Raw genomic sequence first — 18,012 nt, 5'->3', positions numbered from 1 at the left:
TGGATATGTATACCAGGTTTACTTACCGCCTTGGTGTAGGATTTACCGGTGACCGGGTTGCGAGAGCGTAAGAAGCTGCAGACCAGGACCGCGATCTCCAAGGCGGCGATCGCGCTGTTCCTGCGGTCCGGCTTCGACCGGGTCTCGGTCGTGGAGGTGGCCGAGGCGGCGGAGGTCTCCAAGCGCACCCTGTTCAAGTACTTCCCGACCAAGGAAGACCTGGTGCTGCACCGCTTCGCCGATCATGAGACCGAGACCGCCCGGGTGGTCCTGGACCGTGCGGCGGGGGAGACGCCGTTGGCCGCGCTGCACCGGTTCTTCCTGGACCGACTGGCCGAGCGCGATCCGGCCTATGGCCTGTGCGACGACCCCGAGGTGCTCGCCTTCTATCGGATGGTCTCCACGACCGACAGCCTCAGGGCCCGCTTGATGCAGTACGGAACCCGCGGCGACGCCGCGCTGACCGACGCGTTGCGTGCGGCCAACGCCGCTCAAACGACCGCATACCTGGCCGCCCGCCAGATCAACCGGACCTTTCTGGTCCTGGTCGAGCTGAACTGGCGGCAACTGGCCGAGGGGCGCCGCGCCGACGATCTTTACCCCGAGGCCGTGGCCAACGCCAACCACGCCTTCGACCTGCTTCGTGGCGGTCTTGGCGACCATTTCGGCTGACCCTGGACGGAAATCCCGGCCGACTGGGAGCCTGCTTCCTTACTGTCAGGACCCGTTCGGGAGTCCGCTGATGTCATGAGAAACCTCTTTGTACGCATCGGCGGTCGCCGTCGCGTCGTCCTCGTGGGAGGAGGCGGGGACGGTGCCGCTCGGCCGCGTTCGCTACGGCCACGCCCAATGCAACGCCATCCGCAACCCCATCAGCCACACCGAGGGCGACCTGGACGAGGACGAAGCCCTTGAGCAACTCGCCGTCGAAGCTGATCTGAGTGCCCACGCCGATGCGCACCCCGGCGGCGGTCACGATGCGACCCGCAGCACGGTCGTGGCGCCGAGTGGCCGGGACAGGTCGACGCGGAAGTGCTGCCGCCACAGCAGATGCAGAACGACGGCCCGTGCGACATCCGGCGCTTGTGTGGGCAGGACCCGGAACGCCTCGCCCAGCGTCACGCCGTTCAGGTCCGCTGTTCGCAGCTCGTCCACCACGGCCTGGCCGAACAGCCAGGGGCGGCGGTAGCCGGCCAGCAGCCGGACGTTGGCCAGCTCGACCGCTGCCGGCTCGGTCCAGACCTCGTAGCGCCACCCGCGCGACTCGACCGCCCGCCTCGTCCACACCAGCGTCCGCGCCACCGTCGGGGCCGTCGCGCGCCGGGACGGCTTCACGTCGACCACGACTGGCGTGGAGTCGGTGAGCAGCAGGTAGTCCGGGACATGGCGGCGCACGCGCCCCTCGATGTCCGCGTGCAGGAGGAACGGCTGAGCCACGATATGCCGCACCGACGGGTCGAAGTCGGCGAACAGCAGCCGAGCAAGTTCCAGCCGCGACTCGTAGAGGACGAGATCGCCCACGGTCGCCGACCAGAAGCTGCCCGAGTAGTGGTTTTGCCCCTGGTAGAAGCGAAAGGTCCGCCAAGGCACGGCCACGCCCAAGGTTCCCGTGCTGATCGCGGACCAGGGCGACACGACTTCGTCGGCCTGGCCGGGAAGCCGGACACGGACAGACAGCGGAAGGTCGTTCGACGTAGCCGCCATGGTGCTCCCTGCCGCCGGTGAGCCGCCGGACACCTACAGAGCTACTCCACTCGGCCGCGCCGCGGTTCGCCAGGCAGCGGCGAGTCGCCAGGTCCCACTCGAACGGCCCATGGACCAGCTGGAAAGATCAATTCCAGTTGGATGGCCCCGGGGCCATCCAGGGGCCAAGATCTTCGGGAAAGGGCCATCGAAATCGGGACCCTACAGACGCATGTAGGTTCTCACCGCGTGTGACATGTTGATCTCCGCTGACCTGCGATTTTTTGGTCGTCTCACGACGATGTCAGCATGATCAGTCTCAAATCCGTGGCATTTCTTCGCCCGGCACCGGTCAGGTCAGCGGTCGTCCAGCCCATCGCCGCCGCTCGGGTTGTCGAGGTCGTCGAGTTTCTGTTGTATGCGTTCGGCGTCCTCGGTGCGCTGCTGGGCCCGGTACAGCTCCAGCGCTTCCCGCCATACCGCCTGGGCCCGCTCGTGCTGGCGGAGGGCGGCGTGCGGTTCGCCTAGCAGGTTGAGGGTGCCGGCGACTCCGTAGGTGTGACCGAGGTCGCGGAACAGAGTGAGAGCCTGCTGATAGTGGCTGATGGCTTGGTGATGGTCGCTGGTGTGGTGGTGGATGTAAGCCAGGTTCTCTAGGGCGCGAGCTTCACCGGCAGGGTCGTGGTGGTGGCGGTGCAGGGTAAGCGCGGTCTGACAAAGGGCGTGAGCCCGCTCGTAGTCACCGAACCGGGCGACGTACCGGCCCACCGCATTGAGCGAGGCGGCTTCCCACACCGGGTCATCAAGGGTGCGGAAGAGCGACAAGGCGTGGGTGGCGTGCTGCAGTGCCAGCCGCTCGTTCCCCCACCGTTCCCAAGCTATTGCGATCGTGAAGTGGGTGTGAGCTTGGGCAGTGAGGTCGTGGTGATGCTTGGCCAGGGTGAGGGCCTGGTGCAGGTGCTCGATCGCTTCCTCGTGCCGTCCCTCGGCGGCGTAGGTGTCGCCGAGGTTCCGGTGGGCGAGGGTGGTGCAGTTGCTGGGGGCGGGGAGGTGTTCGGCGGCGGCCAGCCCTGCCTGCCAGACAGCGATCAGGTCGTGAAGGCTTCCCCGTCGGTGATGGAAGGCAGTCAGGGACTGGGCTAAATTCCATACGGCTTGGTGCCAGCCGTGGGTGGCGGCGGTATGTTGGGCGGCCAGCAGGTTGGGCTGTTCGGTATCGAGCCAGGCCAGAGCTGCCGCGTAGTCGGGTAGCGCCTGGGCGAGGCAGTTGGGCTCAGGCGGGTCGAGTCGGATGGGCTCGCGGGAGTCCAGGAGGCGCTCGGCGTTGTCGGCGGTGTACAGGTAGAAGTCGACCACTCGCCGCAGCCCCGCAGCCCGCGCATCCTCGGGCAGGTCGTGGTGGGCGGTGTCGGTGGCGAAGTCGCGGACCAGGTCGTGCATCACGTACCGACCGCCTGGTCGTCGGTCCAAAAGTGACGCCTCTTCTAGATCGCGCAGCGCCTTCCTGGTCTGCGGTTCGGACAGGCCAGCGAGGCTGCAGACGGCAGGGATGCCGATGTCTGGACCCGGGGCTATGCCCATCAGCCCGAACACGGTGTGTTGCCGGTCAGTGAGCCGGCGCAGGGACCAGGAGAGCACGGCGGGCAGGCTGGCGGCGGGGACGTCGGAATCCAGGGCGTCTAGGCCGAGGTCGCGCAGGTCGGCAACGAAGTCGTGCAGCAGGTCGGGGTCGCTGCGGATACGGGCGGCGATCAGGCCGAGCGCGAGCGGGAACCCTTTGCACAGGCCAATCAGCTCGGTGATCGCGCGTTCCGCGTCGGCACGGTCGTGAGCGTCGCCGGCCGCGCTGGCGAGCAGGGTGCGGGCCTCAGTATCGGTGAGCACGTCGAGTCGCACCGGGTGAGCGCCGCGATTGGTGAGCAGCGCGTCGAGCCGGTGGCGGCTGGTGGCCAGGACGGTGCAGGAAGTCCCGCCGGGCAGCAGGGGCTCGACTTGGTCGGCGGTGGCGGCGTTGTCGAGCAGGATCAGCAGGCGTTTGCCGGTGGTGTGGGTGCGGTAGAGCGCGATGCGGGCGTCGAGGTCGGTGGGCTGGTGGTCGCGGTCGACGCCGAGGGCGGCGAGGAATTCGGCCAGCACGTCGGCGGGGTGTCGGGGTTCGCCTGGGCTGAAGCCGCGTAGGTCGACCGAGAGGTGCCCGTCGGGGAAGCGGTGCAGGTTGCGGTTGGCCCAGGTCAGCGCGAGCCAGGTCTTGCCGATGCCGCCGATGGCAGAGATCACTGCCGTTGCGCCGCCGTCCTGCCCGCCGTTCCTGGGCGAGGAGCCAGTGAGGGCGCGGTCGAGCGTGGCCAACTGGTCGGCGCGGCCGACGAACCCTGTCGGCGCCGCGATCAGTTGACGCGGCGGCCGCGGTGCGGGCAGGTGGTTGTGGACGCCGCCGGTGATCACCCCAGCCTGCACAACCGTGGTCGCCACGTCGGCGTTCACAGTGTTGTGGGTCGTCGCCGACTGCTGGTGGTTTTCGCTGTCGTAGCCGGTGTCCACGGCTTGGTGCTGATTTGCGTCCGTCATTGTCTCGCCCCCGTCGTATGCCACGTAGAGCATCCGACGCTAGTGTCCTGCGCCGGAAATCCGCCTACAAAATCGGGCGAGTGACTCGAGGATCTCTTCGGCGGTCTTGGTCCAGATGAACGGCCGTGGATGGGTGTTCCAGTCAGCGATCCAGACGCGGATGTCCTTCTCCAGCGCTTGGACGCTGCGGTGGGTACCTCGGGTGATCTTCTGGTCGCTGAGAAAGCCGAACCAGCGTTCGACCTGGTTGATCCACGATGATCCGGTCGGGGTGAAGTGCATGCGGAACCTGGGGTGCTTGGCCAGCCAGGCCTTGATCGCCGGGGTCTTGTGAGTGCCGTAGTTGTCACAGACCAGGTGGACGGCCAGCTCCGCCGGGACCGTCTTGTCGATCGTGATGAGGAACTTCTTGAACTCGGCGGCCCGGTGCTGACGATGCAACTCGGCGATCACCGTGCCATCGGCGACGTCGAACGCGGCGAACTGTCAAGTACCGGGTTTGATGGAGGGGCTGATCATCCGCTCGGTGTCGACGCGGGTGTGCTTACGCGGTGATGGTTGGCTTCGTGTTCCACCGGTGGAATCAGGCCGAGTTCGCCGTGGAGCCGGCGGTGGTTGTACCAGTCGATGTACTCCGCGACGGCGATCTCGACATCGTCGATGCCGCGCCAGGGGCCCATGTTGCGGATCAACTCGGCCTTGAAGATCGAGTTGAACGCCTCGGCCAGGGCGTTGTCGTAGCTGTCGCCCACGGATCCGACCGAGGCCACCGCGCCGGCGGCGGCCAGCCGTTGGGTGTAGCGCACCGCCCCGTATTGCGCGCCGCGGTCGGAGTGGTGGACCAGGGCGCGGGTGTCCTGTCGGTCCCGTCGACGGGTCCACAGGCCCATCTCCAGCGCGTCGAGCGCCAGGCCGGTGCGCAGGCTGGTGGAGACCTGCCAGCCGACCACACGGCGGGAGAACACGTCCAGCACGAACGCGGCATACACCCAGCCGGTGAACGTGCGGATGTAGGTGATGTCGGCGACCCACAGCCGGTTGGGCGCCGGGGCGGTGAAGGTCCGTTTGACCAAGTCCGGGCGCGAGTCGTTCCCTTTGCCCGGTCGGGTGGTGCGTGGTGTCCTCAGTCGGGAAACCCCTTGCAGGCCACCCGTTCTCATCAGTCGAGCGACGGTGCAGCGGGCGACTGTTCGGCCGTGGACCCCGCCCTGGCGGACCAGTTCGGCGTGGACCTTGCGGACCCCGTAGACGCCGTAGTTGTCCTGGTGGATCTGGGTGATCTTCGCGGTGATGGCGATATCGCGGACCGCGCGGGCTGACGGCGGGCGGGACCGGGCGGCATAGTAGGTGCTCGGAGCGATCTTCATGCCGGCCTGGGTGAGCACGGTGCAGATCGGCTCGACTCCGAACTGGTGCTTGTGGGTGTCGATGTAGTCGACGATCAGCGGGAGGGGCGGTCTAGCTCCGCCGCGAAGAAAGCCGACGCGGACTTGAGGATCGCATTGGCTCGACGCAGCTCCTGGTTCTCGCGTTCCAGCTGGGCGATGCGCTCGGCGTCGCTGGTGGTGGTGCCCGACCGGTCCCCACTGTCGATCTCGGCTTGTTTGACCCAGGTCCGTAGCGATTCGGGGTGGATGCCCAGTTGGTCGGCGATCCGTTTGATCGCGCCTGGCGCGGTGGCGGGGTCCCGGCGGGCGTCCACGGCCATCCGGGTCGCGCGTTCACGCAACTCGTCGGGGTACTTCTTCGGCGCGGGCATCGTGATGGTTCCTTCCAGGTTTCGATGTCTCCATCAAACCCGATACGGAACAAACAGGCTGGTGATGCCATTGCGGGCGTAGTCATGTGTGCGCCGCTCAGGCATACCCGGCATCATCGGCAGCACCGGCTGGGAGCGGTCCAGTGCCTGGATCTGACTCTTCTCGTCCACGCACAGCACCACCGCCCGCTCGGGCGGATTGTGGTACAGGCCAACGACATCGACGACCTTCTCCACGAACAATGGATCGGTCGAGAGCTTGAAGGTCTCGGCACGGTGGGGTTTGAGCCCGAAATCGCGCCAGATCCGGCCGATGGTCGACTTGCTCAGCCCGGACTTCTCCGCCATCGACGCCCGAGACCAGTGTGTGGCGTTGCGCGGGGTCTCCTCCAGAGTCGCCACGATCACCTCTTCGACCTGGTCCACCGTGATCGACGGCGGACGGCCCGGCCGTTCCTCATCGACCAGGCCCTCCAGCCGATGCTGGAGAAATCGCCTGCGCCACTTGGTCACCGTCGACGGGTGAACCCGAAGATCCTCGGCGATCTGCTTGCCTGGCAGGCCGTCCGCGCACGCCAGCACAATCCTGCACCGCTGTGCCAGCACCTGCGACGACTTCGCCCGCCGCGCCCACCGTTCCAGCGTTACCCGCTCCTGCTCGGTCAACGTCACCTCAGCAGGAGGACGTCCAATCCGCGCCATCAACCCAGACTAGACTTATGTGGCGGATTTCCGGCGCACGACACTAGGGCGTGTCTGACAAAGTTTTGGTCCAGGTGATCACCGCGTGCAGGACGATCGCTGCCCGGTAGACCACGGCAAGCTTGTCGTACCGGGTGGCGATACCCCGCCACTGCTTGAGGACGTTGAACCCACGCTCGATCACGTTGCGGCCCCGGTAATCCACCGGATCGAACGCTGGCGGCCGCCCACCACCAGACCCTCGACGAACCCGGTGGCCGGCCTGGTCAGCCGGCTCCGCAATGACCGCACCGATCCTCCGCGAGCGCAGAAGAATCCGGATCGCCCGCGACGAATACGCCTTGTCGCCACGTACCCGGTCCGGCCGCGTCCGCGGTCCACCTCGTCCCCGACGCGCAACCCGTAGATGCCCCAACAGATACGGAAACACCGGAGCGTCCCCGCCCTGTCCCGGACCGACCAACACCACCAGCGGCCGACCCCGCCCGTCCACGAGGTGGTGGATCTTGGTGGTCCACCCGCCCCGCGAGCGACCCAGAGCGTGGTCAGGCGGCTCGGCCAGCGGATTGGTGTAGTTCGACCCAGCCCCCTGTGTCCCGGGTGATGCTGGTGGCGTGCTGGTGCGCGCGGACGATCGTGGAGTCCACCGACACCGACCAGTCGATCACCCCTGCCGCGTCGGCCACCGCCAGCAGGCGGGACAGCAACACATCCCACGTGCCGTCGGCCGACAACCGACGATGCCAGGTCCAGATCGTCTGCCACGACCCGAACACCGCCGGCACGTCCCGCCACGCGATCCCACACCGGTAGCGGTAGATGATGCCCTCCACCATCGACCGCGCATCAGCAAACGGCCTGCCCTGCCGATGCGTCCGCGCCGGCAACAGGTCCTCGATCAACGCCCACTGCTCATCAGACAACAGCTGGAACCGTGTCATGACCACCAGGATCGCAGCACTCCAACGCAATGTTTGTCAGACACGCCCTAGCCAAGCGACGCCGCAGCGACCACGCGATTCACGCGGATAGGCGTGTCGGGCTGCCGCGTGTCCCGAATTTGAGGGTTTTCCGGACGCTGCTCGGCTCCACTCAGGCGGCCGAATCTCACGTCCGTTGCACAAGTGCAGGTCAGGTGCAGTTGGAAATGAGCAAGTGCAGCGGGATTTGAGACCCTACAGGTCGTGTAGGTTCTCACCGCGCATGACATATCGATCTTGTTCGACCTGCGACTTCTCCGGTTGTCTCACGTGTTGTCACCCAAGATCAGTCTCAATTTCTTGACGTTTCTTCAGTGGAGGCCCGGATCCCGGCCCATCGTGCGAACTCGCGGTGCGGGTTTGGTGGCGGTGGAGGGCTGCTACTCGTGGTCGAGGGCGTCCAGTTGCCGCTGCACCCGGTTGGCATCCTGGCGTGACCCCGTTGGGTTGATCCAGCTCGAGTGAGAGTCTTGCGGCCCACGCTGTGGGCAGGAAGGCTCGATGACGATGAGTACCAGGAAGCGGCACACCCCCGAGCAGGTCGTGCGGAAGCTGGCCCAGGCCGACCGGCTGCTGGGCGAGGGCAAGGACATCGCGGATGTCTGCCGGGAGTTGCAGGTCAGCGAGCCGACCTACTACCGGTGGCGTAACCAGTTCGGCGGTCTGAAGGCCGATGACGCCAAGCGGTTGAAGGACCTGGAACGAGAGAACGCCACCCTCAAGCGGCTGTTGGCCGACGCGGAACTGGAGAAGGCGGCGCTCAAGGAGATCGCCAAGGGAAACTTCTAAGCCCGGACCGCCGGCGGGCGGCCGTGCACCACCTGATGCGGGCGCTCGGGGTGAGTGAACGGTTCGCCTGCCGGGTGACCGGGCAGAACAGGGGCACCCACCGGCGGGCGCCGGTGACCCAGACCCCGGCAGATCCGGACGCGGCGTTGCGGGCCTGGCTGCGGGACTACGCGAAGGCGCATCCGCGATGGGGGTTCCGGCGGGCCTACCACGACGCCCGTGGCGAGGGCTGGACGGTCAACCACAAGAAGGTCCAGCGGTTGTGGCGCGAGGAGGGCTTACGGGTGCCCCAGCGGCGTCGCCGCAAGCGTCTGGGCACCTCGACCGCGAAAGACACTCCGAAGGCGGACGCGCCGAATCGCGTGTGGGCGGTCGACTTCCAGTTCGATGCCACCACCGATGGCAAACCCGTCAAGATTGTGTCCATTGTGGATGAGCACACCCGGGAATGTCTGGGCGGTCTGGTCGAACGCTCGATCACCGCGGAACGCCTGATCGATGAGCTGGACCGCATCGCTGGCGATCGGGGCTACCCGGCGGTGCTGCGCAGTGACAACGGTCCCGAGCTGGCCTGCGCGGCGATGAGCGACTGGGCCGGTGAGCGTGTCGGGTTGGCGTTCATCCCGCCGGGCCAGCCGTGGCGCAACGGCTATGTCGAGTCGTTCAACGGCCGGCTCCGTGACGAATGCTTGAACATCAACCTGTTCTGGTCGCTGATCCAGGCCCGGGTCGTGATCAGCGACTGGAAGGACGAATACAACCACCATCGCAGGCACTCCGCGCTGGGCTATCAGACCCCGGCCGGCTACGCTGCGGCCTGCATCCACCGATAACCGACTCTCACAGACGGTGGGTCACTTCACGGGGTCCCGTCAATCCTCGTCGCGTCCCTGTTGCCGGAACAGCTCCAGGGCTTCCCGCCATACGGTGCGGGCCTGCTCGTGCTGGCCGAGGGCGGCATGGGGATGCCCGAGTCGGTCGAGGCTGTCGGCGGACTGGTAGGTGTGGGCGAGCCTGCGGAACAGGGTGCGGGCCTGCTGGTAGTGGTCGATGGCCTGGTGGTGGTGGCCGGTGTGGTGGTCGATGTAGCCCAGACAGTCCAGGGTGTCCGCTTCATTCTCGGGGTCGTTGTGCTGGCGGTTGTGGGTGAGGGTGGCCTGGCAGTGGTCGCGGGCGGTGTCGTAGTCGCCGAGGCGGGCGGCGCACCAGCCCACGTAGTTGAGCGCATTGGCTTCGCACACCGGCAGGTCGAGGGAGCGGAAGAGGTCCACGGCCTGGGTGGCGTGCTCCAGCGCCCGCCGGTCGTCTCCCCGCCGATGCCAGGCCCACGCGAGGTTGCAGTGGGTCCAGCCCTGGTCGGTGGGGTTGTGGTGGTGTTCGGCCAGGGCGAGGGCTTGGTGCAGGTGCTCGATCGCCTCCTCGTGCCGCCCCTGGGCGGCGTAGGCGACGCCGAGGTACCGGTGGGCAGTCGTGCGGGTGGTGGGGTTGGGCAGGTGGGCGGCGGCGTCCACCGCGGCCCGGCTCACGGCGAGATCGTCGTGGCGATGTCCCCGCCGGTAGTGGAAGACGGTCAGAGTCCAGGCCAGTTGCCACACGGTGTCGTGCCAGCCGCGGGTGGTGGCCGTGTGTTGCGCGGCCAGCAGGTTGGGGTGCTCGGTGTCGAGCCAGGCCAGCGCCGCTGGGGCGTCGGGCAGCGGTTGGGGGTGGGTGCCGGGTGCGGGCGGGTCGAGCCGGATGTCCGGTCGGTGGGGGTTCAGGCGGCGGGCGGCGGTGTGGGCGGTGTGGGTGTAGAAGTCGAGGACCCGTCGCAGCGCCGCCTCCTGGTCGGCGTCGGGCTGGTCGTGGTGGGCTTTGTCGGTGGCATACAGGCGGAGCAGGTCGTGCATCCGGTAGCGGCCCGGAACCTGTTGCTGGATAAGGGAGACCCTGTGGGGCTCGAAAAGTCGTCGCTGCAGCTCAGGAGGCGTATCGGTACTCGTTGATGACTCCGCCGAGGACGCGGGTGCGCACCAGCTTGCGGGCCTTGAAGTCGTGCACGCCCCAGGGTTGCTCCTGGGCGTCGGGTGGTCGCTGTTCTCGGGACCGGTGTGGTCGATGCCTGTTGTAGTGATCCTGGTACGCGGCGAGGACCCGTCCGGCGTGCGCCTCGTTCATGATCAGAACGTGGTCGAGGACCTCGCGGCGGATGGTGCCGATCACTCGTTCGCAGTGGGCATTCATACGTGGAGCCTGAGGCGCGCTGAGCAGCACGTCCATTTCCTCGGCTTCGAAGACAGCGTCGAAGGAGGCGGTGTACTTGCTGTCGCGGTCGCGGAGGAGGAAGCGAAGGGACTCGACACGGCTACCCAGATCGCTGGCGAGGTTTCGAGCCTGCTGGGTCGCCCACTGCGCGGTCGGGTGCGCGGTGACGCCGGTGATGTGGAGCGTGCGGGTGCGATGCTCGAGGAACGCCAGTGCGTACAGCCGTCTGCCGGTGATCGTGTCCAGGTGGAAGAAGTCCGCGGCGATGATCCCCTCGGCCTGGGTGGTGAGGAACTCGCGCCAGGTGGGGCCGGTGCGGCGCGGTGCAGGGTCGAGGCCAGCCGCGTGCAGGATCTTCCAGACCGTGGACGGTGCGATCCGATGCCCCAGCCGGACCAACTCGCCCTGAATTCTGCGGTGGCCCCACCGTGGGTTTTCCCGCGCCAAGTGCAGCACCAGCTTCGTGACCGCGGCTGCGGTAGGTGGACGCCCGGTGCGCTGACGGCGTCGAGCGGTGTAGTCTCACTTCTTGGCGATTAGTTTGCGGTGCCAGGTCAACAGTGTCTCCGGGGTGATCGGGAAGACGCTGCTCCAGCGGTGGCGCGGCAACAGCGCGGCCAACCAGAATCGTGTGGGGCTCGAAAACTCGTCGCTGCAGCTCAGGATGCGTAGCGGTACTCGTTGATGACTCCCCCAAGGACCCGGGTTCGCAGGAGCCTTGAGACCTTCGAACCGGGTCCGGCAGGGCTTTGCTCCTGTGCGTCGGGTGGTCGTTGGTTTCGAGATCGGTGCGGCCGATGCCTGTTGTAGTGATCCCGGTATGCGGCGAGAACCCGTCCGGCGTGTGCCTCGTTCATGGTCAACACGTGGTCGAGGACCTCCCGGCGGATGGTGCCGATCACCCGCTCGCAGTGTGCATTCATGCGCGGCGCTTGCGGCGCGCTGAGCAGCACCTTCATCTCCTCGGCTTCGAAGACAGCGTCGAAGGAGGCGGTGTACTTGCTGTCGCGGTCACGGAGCAGGAAGCGCAGGGACTCGACGCGGTTGCCCAGGTCGCCGGCGAGGTTGCGGGCCTGCTGGGTCACCCACTGCGCGGTCGGGTGCGCGGTGACGCCGGTGATGTGGAGCTTGCGGGTGTGATGCTCGAGGAACGCCAGTGCGTACAGCCTCCGGCCGGTGATCGTGTCCACATGGAAGAAGTCAGCGGCGATGATCCCCTCGGCCTGGGCAGTGAGGAACTCGCGCCAAGTGGGGCCGGTGCGGCGCGGAGCCGGGTCGATACCGGCTGCTTTCAGGATCGTCCAGACTGTGGACGGTGCGATCGGATGCCCCAGCCGGGCCAACTCGCGCTGAATCCTGCGGTGGCCCCACCGCGGGTTCTCCCGCGCCAAGCGCAGCACCAACGTCCTGACCGCAGTTGCGGTAGACGGGCGCCCGGCGTGCCGGCGTCGAGCAGTGAAGTCCCACTTCCTGGCGATCAGCCTGCGGTGCCAGGCCAACAGCGTCCCCGGAGTGATCGGGAAAACGCTGCTCCAGCAGTGGCGCGGCAGCAGCGATGACAGCGCTGCCAACCAGAAACGGTCTACGGGCTCGTAGCGGATCCGACCCTTGACCTGTCGACGCAGCACCGCGTTTTCGTGCCGCAGCACCATCAGTTCGGCGTCCTTGGCGGTGTCCCGGCGCAGCAGCACCGCTGGCACGGACAGCAGCGCGCGAGTTGCTCGGTACAGCAGCGAGACGATCACGTGAGCAGCATCCCAGCCACTACCGAAGGGCCAGGTTCCCGGCTGCCACCTGCAGCAATGACTTATCGAGCCCCACAGGTTGCCGCAGCGAGTGTGCCTCGGTGCGGCCCCGGCTTGGCCTGTGCCGGGGCCGCACTCCTCAGTTCGCACACTGCGCGAGGCGAGAAGCCGACAGGGCACTCTGAGGGTCAGAGTTGTGCCTCAGGGGGAAGCGTGTTCACCGCGTTTGCTAGCGCTTGAGCGAGGGCGTCGTAGTAGCTGTCGTTGGGAGTGTTGCCTGCGAGGTAGCGCGCGGCGATCTGGCTGGTGTTGGTGGTGTCTCGTACCGTCTTGTCCAGGTCGAGGACATCGTCGGCGAAGTAGTTGTGGTACCGGGTGAGGATGTCGGCGTTGAGTTGCTGACGAGTTTTCTCGCGGGGGTCGTTGGGGTCGAGACCCAGTGGCGCGATGGTGGTCAGGATGACGTGCACGAGGGAGCCATCGGGGCGTCGCTGGTTCTTCAGCCCACGTGGATCGTTGGGGCCCAGCAGCGTGGTGAGATTGCGTTCGACGCTGTCGGCGCTGGCGCCGGCGAGGATGTCGTTGGTGCCGAGGTCGACCACGACTGTGCGCAGGTTGGGCTCGCCCAGCGTGGTGTGGTTGAGCATCGCGACCGCGTTCGCTGCACTCGCGGCCCCAATACCGGGAGCAGGACCTGTTGCTGGGCCTCCGGCGAACAGGACTGCGGCGTCGGCGTCGGTGAGGGCGTGCTGGTAGGCCCGGACATCGGAAATCGAGCCATTGAAGAAGTCGCTACTGGAGCCGTTGCCGTAGGACACGGCGCCGATGGTCAACGGACCGGTCGCCGTCCACGGGGTGGTGTTGCTGGCGGTACCGACGAGCACACCATTGACGTACAGCTTCATGGTGGCGGTTGCAGCGTCGTAGACGCCGACCAGGTGCGTCCAGGTGTTCAGCGCTGGAGCGCCACTGGCCTGGACCCGCGGGTAACTGCTCGGGCTGGTGGAGTCGTTGCTGGGACTGACGAAGGTCCATGCGCCGTAGGCCTTGTTGTACTGCAGGTAGAAACTCGCGGCGTTCGTGCCACTCTGGCCGACCGCGGTGTAGTACTTATCCGATGCCTTGAGGTTCACCCATGCCGAGACGCTGTAGCTAGCTGTGGTGTCCAGAGCTGGGTGTGAGCTGGTCAGCTTGCCGGTGCGTCCGTCGAACACCGCAGATCCTCCATGATCGGCGCTCCAGCTCACGCCGCCGCTGGTGCTGAGGGGATTCTGGCCTGCGGCGTCGGTTCCCGTGTTGCCTGCGAGCTTCCACCACCCGGTGGGCGTGTGCCCGGAGATGCTGGTGTTGACGACGCTGCCGGGTAGCGCGTCGCCCAGCTTGCCGGGCAGGCGGTCGACCCAGCTGCCGCCGGTGCTGCCCGCAGCCGAGGTCTGGTCGCCGAGGACGGCGACGGTGCCCTTGGCGGTGTTGGTGGTGGAGACGTCCACCGCGGACAAGTAGGTGGCGATGGTGCCTGTTGTGGTGAATGGTGTCCCGTCGCTACTGGTGGTCGCGTCGCCGTCAGCGCGGAAGCTCGGGGTGGTGAGGGCGGCGTGGGTGGGCACCCAGGTGACGGCAGTGGGGAGGTGCAGGCTGACGACGAGGTTGTTGCTGCTCAGCGTGGTGGTGGCGGGAAACGGGACGGGATCGGAGTAGGCCTCACCGCCTGCGGGCAGGGTGATGCTGTGCTGACCACAGCCGACAGGTTTGCCGGTAGCGCCGCAGAAGGAGAGCTGAACCGGTGCGCCGAGAGTCGCGGCCCCGGTTCCGGTCTGGGCGGCCAGGGTGGCGGCGTCGATCGTGGTCGGGGTGGGAACACCGATGTTGGACAGTTTGATCCTGGCGTTGTCGCCGGTGGCCGTGGGATGCACCACGATGCGGATCGTGGTGTTGGCGGTGGTGCCGGCGGGGGAGGGGCCGGGGTCTGCGGGTGCCGCCCAAGCGCCCAGCCAGCCCGCCTGGACCGGTCGTGGGGCGATGGCGAGGATGTGCAGTGCGTTGCTGCACTGGCCGGGCATGAAGCTGGTCCCGATGTTGGGCAGTGTCACCGACGTGACCGTCCGATCGGGCAGCGCGGGGACGAAGATGGCGTAGATCTTGGGGCGCGCGGTCGTCGGTGAGCTGCCGGTGTCCCCGTGTGACAGCACCGCTGCGGCCGAGTCGGCGGGCCCACTGACCCAGTCGGGGACGGAGGGGAAGGCGGCATTGGTGTGGGAGCCGTCGGCGTAGCCGATGGTCCCGGTCACCGCAGGTGTCGCTCCGCAGGTGCTGGTGGCCAGGAACCCGATCGCGGACGCGTGACCCTGTTGAGTCGCGGGAAGGGGGATGGTCTGGCTGGCCGCGACGACGTTGTCGTTGCCGGTAGCGGAGTTGGAGGCGGGCATGGTGAACGTGGCTCCGCTTACGGTGACCACCTTGCCCGGTGCCAGACCCGCATCTGCCAGTGACTGCGCCGACAAGGCCGCACCGCTGCCAAGATCCAGGTTCCCCGGCGTGGTGTTGTCGACCGCGATGCCGTGGTTGTTCATGGCGTCTGTGATGCTGCTTGCTGCGACCTGGTTGATCGGTACGACCGTGAGGGCGTCCACGCCAGCTTGGTAGCGGTTGCCGGTACTGGCCGGGTTGGTACCAGCCAGCGTGACGGTGAGGGTGTGGGATCCCTTCGTCAGGTGCGCGGCGCCAAGCGGGAGAAAGCTCGTGGCAACGGAAGGAGCGTAGGCGTCGAACGGAGCGCGGTCCGTTCGCCCCAAGGGGATTGTCCCATCCAGGGTCAGGCTCAACTGTCCGTAGTCGGGTGCTTGGGTCAGTTGCGTTCCCAGGGCGTAGTCGGCCTCGAGCGGCGCGGTGATGCCCAGGGTGAACGACTGCTTCTGCGCGGTCCCGGGGAAGAAGAGCTGCGCGCCACCGGACCACAGGCTCGCATCGCTTTGCGTGGAGATCGCGACGTTCTGCCCGGTCGGCTGGGTGACGGTCACCTGCTGGGCGTTCTCCGCCTCCAGCTTGGTCGTGGTCACACCGACGTTGGGCGAGACGTAGAAGGAGTAGGCGGAGGACTCAGGAGAGAGCTTGTGTGCATCATCGAAACTGCGCACGGTCAGCGTGTGGTAGCCCGGCGAGAGTCCACTGGGGACAGTGACTGTGGCGTTGCCAGCGTTAGCTGCGGCCCAGCCGCCGTTGGTGGCGAAGGTCCGGTTGTAGTCGCAGTCCCCGGTACCGGGGATGGCCTCAGTGCCTGCTCCAGTGAAGGAGTAGGTGAACCCAACGATGTTGGCTGCACCGTTGGCGTGCAGGGTGAACGTGGCGGGTGTGTTCTGTGGTGCGCCCCAGTAGTTGGGTGGGAAGTCAGTGCTGGCGATTGTGGGTGTCTGCGTGATCGGGGCGGCGTGGACTGTGAACGGCTGCAACGCGCTCCACCCGGCGTGGATGTTGTTGGCGGAGTTGCCCGCGTAGACGTTCTCCACGTCGACCTTGTAGGCGTAGTCGCCGTCTCCGAGCTGCACGCCGTCTGACCAGCTGCCTTCGGTGCCGTTGGCGATGACGTTGGCGACGCCGTTGCCGGCGATCCACTTGCTGCCGGTGGGGTCCCAGATCTGGTACCACAGGCCGAGGTCCAGCGGGGGGATGTTGTTGTCCGTGGCGCTGGCGTAGATCGTCGGATAGGCGTCGGGAACGACGACGTGCCCGGTGCAGGTGACCGCGTGGGCCATGTGCAGGTTGGTCGCCGGGTTGGGCGGGAAGTTGAAGGTGACATCCAGACGTGGATGGGTATCGAACTTCTTCCACTGAGCGCCGTCGCTCTCGTTGGCGGCGGTGAGCGCCAGAGCGATCGAGGACCAGTTGTTGTCCGCTGCCCAGTTTGCCGCGGTGATGGCGTCGAAGACCACGTTGCCCGCGCCACCGCAGCCGTCGCCGGCGTGGGAGTACTGCCGGTTGACCAGTGCTCCCAGGGGCCCGCCCCACCGAGTACCGCCGTCGAAGGCGCCCCCTTCGTGCAGGTCGACGGGTTCGTCGGTGCAGCCGCTGGTCTGGTGGATCTCGTTGGCGTAGAAGTACGCCGAGTAGATGGTGGGCCGTTTTCCGTTGTGCTGGGTCAGTGGGGAGGTGTCGATTTGGAAGTAGGAGCGGGCGGTGCCGATGCCGTTGCAGCCGCGTTCGGTGCAGTAGCCGACCTGCATCGGCCAGTTCGGGTCGTCGAAGATGTGCTCGCTGGTCGGGCCGGAGGAGACCACTAGCCAGTGTTGGGTGCCGCCGGACATCGAGGGGTCGATGAACAGCGGGTAGTTCACCCCGGGACCGGTCAAGGTCGAGCGGTCGGTGGTGATCGTCAGTTCGGTGGTTGGCGATTGCGCTGCCCGAGAGGTGCGTGGGGCGAGGGCTGGCGTGGTCGTGCTGATCGTCAACGGGGTGACACGGCCACTACCGGGGTCGGTGGCAGACGGTGTGGAGGTGGCGTCCTTGGTGGAGTCCCACATCTTGGGGGCCGGTCCGTGGAAGACCTCGGTGCCCGTGGAGTCCTGTGCGGACAGTCCACCGTCTTTGGTGGTGACAGTCAGTCCGGTGCCGGTGGCAGTGAGGTGGATGGCCGAGAGCGCGGGGTTGGCGGCGGCGGTGGCGTCGTGCACGACGAGGACTTCGCTGTAGCTGTCGGCCTGTGCGGTGACCTGGAGGTCGACCCCAGGCATCACGTTTGGGTAGACGGCGGTGTTGTGGGACACCGTGGGGGCGGGCAGGGCAGTTGGCCAGGTCAGGGAGACCGCCTTGTCGCCGTTGCGCAAGGTCACCAGGGGAGTGATGCCGCCACCGGAGAAGGACACGTCGACCGCGGCGGCAGCGGGAGCCAACCGGCCGTCCGGGGTCGAGGTGAGGGTGGTGTCGACCGGCTTCCACGCTTGGCCACGTTTGACTCGAATCGGTCGGAGATCAGAGTGCAGAGTGAAGGTGCCGTCGGGATTGGCCATCACCTGGCGGGTCTCAGTGGTCTGCTCGGTGACCTCAACAGGTGAGCCGGTGTCATGGGCACGCTGCGAGGCGGTTGCCGCTGCCTTCGGAGCGCCGGAGGCGGACGGCGCGGGAGCCGTAGTCGACGCAGCAGGATGTGCGGCTGCCTGCTCGGGCAGGGGACTGAACGACAGGGCCGCCGCGACGACGACACCAACCGCCCATATGCGACAAAACCATCTGGAATGCGACATGCTTGTTCGTGGTGTCCTGATGTGCACGGCTGTCGCCGCCTCCCCCGTGATGTGTGGCCAAAGGCCAGTTGAACAGCGGCTGGCACGCTAGCCGCGAGGTTCAGGGCCAGCAACCGCTCTGCTGCTTGATCCACCGTTCAGTCCTGCCTGGTGCGGCCGTTTGGAAGTCTCCTCGGTTTTTCGGGGTGAACTTCCTCGCATGTGTAACGCTCGAACTCGTTGCGGTAAATGAGAAGAAGCTCTTTCCAGCGTTGTCTGCCGTGTGTAGCGTTCGATCGCCAACGGGTCGGAGTGTTCCGAGGGGGGACGGC

The 18,012-nt window shown here is 66.9% G+C and carries 10 protein-coding genes, 2 pseudogenes and 1 other annotated feature; of the genes and pseudogenes, 2 read left to right on the top strand and 10 right to left on the bottom strand.

The window, feature by feature from the left end:
* The first annotated feature begins 48 nt into the window (after positions 1–48).
* Positions 49–672, top strand: coding sequence for a TetR/AcrR family transcriptional regulator (locus KALB_RS26075; RefSeq protein ID WP_025358641.1), 624 nt, complete (start codon positions 49–51; stop codon positions 670–672).
* A gap of 300 nt (positions 673–972) precedes the next feature.
* On the opposite strand, the gene KALB_RS26070 is transcribed toward KALB_RS26075, so the two are convergent.
* The 6 genes and pseudogenes from KALB_RS26070 to KALB_RS46875 all read right to left on the bottom strand — a co-directional run bounded on the left by KALB_RS26070 (position 973) and on the right by KALB_RS46875 (position 7,653).
* Complete coding sequence (locus KALB_RS26070) at positions 973–1,704, bottom strand: TnsA-like heteromeric transposase endonuclease subunit (RefSeq protein WP_025358640.1); 732 nt, start codon at positions 1,702–1,704, stop codon at positions 973–975.
* 336 nt (positions 1,705–2,040) lie between these two features.
* Entirely contained in the window at positions 2,041–4,284 is a 2,244-nt protein-coding gene (locus tag KALB_RS26065) for an ATP-binding protein (protein WP_236650017.1), read from the bottom strand.
* 6 nt (positions 4,285–4,290) lie between these two features.
* Positions 4,291–4,719, bottom strand: a pseudogene (locus tag KALB_RS26060) (transposase); the annotation flags it as partial.
* Between the two features lie 47 nt (positions 4,720–4,766).
* Positions 4,767–6,010, bottom strand: a protein-coding gene (locus KALB_RS26055) for an IS3 family transposase (protein WP_411931088.1) whose coding sequence is annotated in 2 segments (ribosomal slippage) — positions 4,767–5,731 and positions 5,731–6,010 — 1,245 coding nt in all. Because the reading frame shifts where the segments join, the coding sequence is not laid out codon by codon here.
* Positions 5,604–5,732: a sequence feature (AL1L pseudoknot), on the bottom strand. Its footprint overlaps the gene before it by 129 nt.
* Before the next feature lie 51 nt (positions 6,011–6,061).
* Positions 6,062–6,712 (bottom strand): annotated as a pseudogene (locus tag KALB_RS26045) (IS630 family transposase); the annotation flags it as partial.
* 43 nt (positions 6,713–6,755) lie between these two features.
* A protein-coding gene (locus tag KALB_RS46875) for an IS5 family transposase (protein ID WP_268872216.1) occupies positions 6,756–7,653 on the bottom strand; the annotation gives its coding sequence in 2 pieces (ribosomal slippage) (positions 6,756–7,320 and positions 7,319–7,653; 900 coding nt in all).
* Between the two features lie 546 nt (positions 7,654–8,199).
* Between KALB_RS46875 and KALB_RS26025 the strand changes: the two genes are divergently transcribed.
* Positions 8,200–9,314 (top strand): IS3 family transposase gene (locus KALB_RS26025; protein ID WP_148309647.1). Its coding sequence is split into 2 segments (ribosomal slippage): positions 8,200–8,467 and positions 8,467–9,314, totalling 1,116 coding nucleotides; the frame shifts between segments, so codons are not numbered across the junction.
* A 39-nt stretch (positions 9,315–9,353) separates the two neighbouring features.
* On the opposite strand, the gene KALB_RS26020 is transcribed toward KALB_RS26025, so the two are convergent.
* From KALB_RS26020 to KALB_RS26005, 4 genes are all read right to left on the bottom strand, one after another.
* Positions 9,354–10,367, bottom strand: coding sequence for a tetratricopeptide repeat protein (locus KALB_RS26020; protein WP_025358635.1), 1,014 nt, complete (start codon positions 10,365–10,367; stop codon positions 9,354–9,356).
* A gap of 70 nt (positions 10,368–10,437) precedes the next feature.
* Positions 10,438–11,178 carry an integrase core domain-containing protein gene (locus KALB_RS26015; RefSeq protein WP_201771812.1) on the bottom strand — a complete coding sequence of 247 codons (741 nt, stop codon included), beginning with the start codon at positions 11,176–11,178 and terminating at the stop codon, positions 10,438–10,440.
* A 203-nt stretch (positions 11,179–11,381) separates the two neighbouring features.
* Positions 11,382–12,467 carry an integrase core domain-containing protein gene (locus KALB_RS26010; RefSeq protein WP_025358634.1) on the bottom strand — a complete coding sequence of 362 codons (1,086 nt, stop codon included), beginning with the start codon at positions 12,465–12,467 and terminating at the stop codon, positions 11,382–11,384.
* Between the two features lie 188 nt (positions 12,468–12,655).
* Entirely contained in the window at positions 12,656–17,467 is a 4,812-nt protein-coding gene (locus tag KALB_RS26005) for a LamG-like jellyroll fold domain-containing protein (RefSeq protein WP_236650016.1), read from the bottom strand.
* Positions 17,468–18,012: the final 545 nt, after the last annotated feature.

Source organism: Kutzneria viridogrisea DSM 43870 (assembly GCF_000525635.1).
Taxonomy (GTDB): domain Bacteria; phylum Actinomycetota; class Actinomycetes; order Mycobacteriales; family Pseudonocardiaceae; genus Kutzneria; species Kutzneria viridogrisea.
The sequence above is the reverse complement of the archived record's forward strand: the minus strand, read 5'-3'. Positions and strand labels throughout refer to the sequence as shown.

Bases quoted from the DNA above. Each gene is read 5' to 3' on its own strand.
- KALB_RS26070 (WP_025358640.1), bottom strand. From the start codon at position 1,704: ATGGCGGCTACGTCGAACGACCTTCCGCTGTCTGTCCGTGTCCGGCTT.
- KALB_RS26005 (WP_236650016.1), bottom strand. From the start codon at position 17,467: ATGGCCAATCCCGACGGCACCTTCACTCTGCACTCTGATCTCCGACCG.
- KALB_RS26065 (WP_236650017.1), bottom strand. From the start codon at position 4,284: ATGCTCTACGTGGCATACGACGGGGGCGAGACAATGACGGACGCAAAT.
- KALB_RS26020 (WP_025358635.1), bottom strand. From the start codon at position 10,367: ATGCACGACCTGCTCCGCCTGTATGCCACCGACAAAGCCCACCACGAC.